We start from the raw sequence: 3113 nt of genomic DNA, 5'->3' as shown, positions 1-3113 counted from the left end.
GAGCCGGGCAGCGGCGTACGGGCGGAGCGTCAGGCGCCGATGGCGTGCAGACCGCCGTCGACGTGGATGATCTCGCCGGTGGTCTTCGGGAACCAGTCCGACAGCAGCGCGACGATGCCGCGGCCGGCCGGCTCCGGGTCGCTCAGGTCCCACTTCAGCGGGGAGCGGTGGTTCCAGGTGTCGGCCAGGTCGCCGAAGCCCGGGATGGACTTGGCGGCCATCGAGCCGATCGGACCGGCCGAGATCAGGTTGCAGCGGATGTCCCGGTCACCCAGGTAGCGCGCCAGGTAGCGGTTGGTCGACTCCAGGGCGGCCTTGGCCGGGCCCATCCAGTCGTACTGCGGCCAGGCGTACTGGGCGTCGAAGGTCAGGCCGACCACCGAACCGCCGTCCTGCATCAGCGGCAGCAGCGCCGTGGTCAGCGACTTCAGCGAGTACGCCGAGACGTGCATCGCGGTGGCCACGGACTCCCACGGGGTGTCCAGGAAGTTGCCGCCCAGCGCGTCCTGCGGGGCGAAGCCGATCGAGTGGACGATGCCGTCCAGGGTCGGCAGGTGCTCGCGGACCTGGTCGGCGATGCCGGCCAGCTGCTCCGGGTTGGAGACGTCCAGCTCCAGCACCTTGACCGGCTTCGGCAGCTTCCGGGCGATCCGCTCGGTCAGGCTCGGGCGCGGGAAGGCGGTGAGGATGATCTCCGCGCCCTGCTCCTGCGCGAGCCTGGCGGTGTGGAAGGCGATGGAGGACTCCATCAGCACACCGGTGATCAGGATCCGCTTGCCTTCGAGGATTCCGCTCATGATCAGTGACCCATGCCCAATCCGCCGTCGACGGGAATGACGGCTCCAGTGATGTACGCGGCCTCGTCCGACCCGAGGAACCGCACGGTGGAGGCGACCTCGGCGGGCGCCGCGTAGCGGCCCAGCGGCACGCCCGCGACGATCTCCGCGCGGCGCTCGTCACTGAGCACGGCGGTCATGTCGGTGTCGACGAAGCCGGGGGCGACCACGTTGACGGTGATGTTGCGCGGGCCGAGCTCGCGCGCCAGCGACCGGGCGAAGCCGACCAGGCCGGCCTTGGAGGCGGCGTAGTTGGCCTGGCCCGGGGAGCCGGACAGGCCCACCACGGACGAGATCAGCACGACGCGGCCCTTCCTGGCGCGCATCATCAGCTTGGACGCGCGCTTGACCACCCGGAAGGTGCCGGTCAGGTTGGTGTCGACGACGGAGGTGAAGTCCTCCTCGGACATCCGCAGCATCAGCGTGTCCTTGGTGATGCCCGCGTTGGCGACCAGCACCTCGACCGCGCCGTGCTTCTGCTCGATCTCGGTGAAGGCGGCGTCGACCTGCCCGGCGTCCGTGATGTCGCAGCGGACCGCGAGGACGTCGTACTTGGCCAGCGCCTCGGGCACCTCGCCCGAGCGGCTGGTGATGGCCACCTTGTCGCCCGCTTCGGCGAAGGCCTGGGCGATCGCGAGGCCGATGCCCCGGTTTCCTCCGGTGACGAGAACCGAGCGGCTCAACGATCCACCTCTCTCCGTGAGTGAGCGCGTACGTCGGAATGCGTACGCAGTGTGACGCTATCGGGCGGTCGGCGGCGGCGGCGCATCGGTCTCCCACAGCGCCACCCCGGCGGATCTGTCGCAATCCGACAATCCGTACCCGTCCGTGCCGTCCCGGCGACGGAGACCGCCCAGGCCCGGGCGCCGCCCGGATCGGGGCGACTGTACGGGAACAACACGGGCGGGCGCACCCGTTGCCCCCGTGGTGCGGGGCCGGCCCGGGACCGGCCGTACCGATCCCCGACCATCCCGGCGAGCGACGAAGGCAGAGCGGATGACCAAGGCACGGCCCGGGAGCACCCACCGACGCGGACGACTGCTGGCCCTCACCGCCCTGGCGGCCGGCCTCGGCGCGGCCGCCTGGTCGCTGCGCGACCTGCCGGCGGCGTTCGGGCGACGGCCGGACGGCGAGCGCGAGGAGCGGGTGCGCAACTCCCCGCAGTACCGCGACGGCGTCTTCCACAACGCGCCCTCCGCGCTCGCCCGCGCCGGTGGCGCCCCCGGCTTCGACGGCGCCACCGCCCGCCGGATGCTGTTCGAGCGGGCCGGCCGCGTCCCCGCCCGCCCGGTGCCGACCGTCCGCCCCGCCACCCCGCCCGGGCCGGCCGCCGAGGGCGTGGAGGTCACCTGGTACGGGCACGCCTCCGCGCTGGTGGAGATCGAGGGCTTCCGGGTGCTGCTCGACCCGGTCTGGAGCGACCGCTGCTCCCCCGCCGCGCACGTCGGCCCCAAGCGGCTGCACCCGGTGCCGGTCGGGCTGGAGGAGCTGCCGCAGGTCGACGCGGTGCTGATCTCGCACGACCACTACGACCACCTGGACATGGCGACGGTCAAGCGCCTGGTGCGCAGCCAGTCCGCGCCCTTCGCCGTGCCGCTCGGCATCGGCGCCCACCTGCGCCGCTGGGGCGTCCCCGAGCACCGGATCATCGAGCTGGACTGGGACGAGACCTGCACCCTGGGCGACCTGGTGCTCACCCTGACCGCGGCGCACCACTTCTCCGGCCGCGGGCTGACCCGCAACACCACCCTGTGGGGCTCCTGGGTGATCGCCGGGCCGAACCGCAAGGTCTTCTACACCGGCGACTCCGGCTACTTCGAGGGCTACGCCCGGATCGGCGCGCAGCACGGCCCGTTCGACGCCGCGCTGGTCCAGATCGGCGCCTACGACGCGGCCTGGGCGGACATCCACATGACCCCCGAGGACGCCGTCCTCGCGCACCGGGACCTGACCGCCGGCCTGCTGGTGCCGGTCCACTGGTGCACCTTCAACCTGGGCCTGCACCCGTGGGCCGAGCCGATCGAGCGCCTGGTGCAGGCCGCCAAGGAGCAGGCCGTCCCACTGGCCGTGCCGCGCCCCGGCGAGCGGGTCGACGTCGACAACCCGCCGGAGCTGGACGGCTGGTGGGAGACCGTCGGCTGACGGCCCGCGCCGGCCCGCCGGGGAGACGGGCACCGGAGGCCGGACCGTACGGGCCGAAACCGCGGCGCACCGGTCGAAATGCGCTGGTCGGAAACCCGGTGGACGGGAAATGATGCGGTGCGGGCGCCCCTGTGG

At 72.8% G+C, this 3113-nt stretch carries 3 protein-coding genes; 1 reads left to right on the top strand and 2 read right to left on the bottom strand.

Going from position 1 to position 3113, the window contains the following annotated elements; translation table 11 throughout:
* Positions 1 to 29 precede the first annotated feature (29 nt).
* Positions 30 to 797 carry an enoyl-ACP reductase FabI gene (gene fabI, locus ACFU6K_RS35270; RefSeq protein ID WP_380670145.1) on the bottom strand — a complete coding sequence of 256 codons (768 nt, stop codon included), beginning with the start codon at positions 795 to 797 and terminating at the stop codon, positions 30 to 32.
* A 2-nt stretch (positions 798 to 799) separates the two neighbouring features.
* Complete coding sequence (fabG, locus tag ACFU6K_RS35265; RefSeq protein ID WP_049652094.1) at positions 800 to 1519, bottom strand: 3-oxoacyl-[acyl-carrier-protein] reductase; 720 nt, start codon at positions 1517 to 1519, stop codon at positions 800 to 802.
* A gap of 313 nt (positions 1520 to 1832) precedes the next feature.
* Between fabG and ACFU6K_RS35260 the strand changes: the two genes are divergently transcribed.
* The gene (locus ACFU6K_RS35260) at positions 1833 to 2978 is read left to right on the top strand and encodes an MBL fold metallo-hydrolase (RefSeq protein ID WP_380670143.1); all 1146 of its coding nucleotides are present in this window, start codon (positions 1833 to 1835) and stop codon (positions 2976 to 2978) included.
* Positions 2979 to 3113: the final 135 nt, after the last annotated feature.

The sequence above is a fragment of the Kitasatospora sp. NPDC057512 genome (assembly GCF_042802135.1).
Taxonomy (GTDB): domain Bacteria; phylum Actinomycetota; class Actinomycetes; order Streptomycetales; family Streptomycetaceae; genus Kitasatospora.
Note: the sequence above shows the minus strand (reverse complement) of the source record. Positions and strands in the feature narration are given on the sequence as shown.

Excerpts from the sequence above, each read along its gene's own strand:
- fabI (WP_380670145.1), bottom strand. The coding sequence starts at position 797 with ATGAGCGGAATCCTCGAAGGCAAGCGGATCCTGATCACCGGTGTGCTG.
- ACFU6K_RS35260 (WP_380670143.1), top strand. The coding sequence starts at position 1,833 with ATGACCAAGGCACGGCCCGGGAGCACCCACCGACGCGGACGACTGCTG.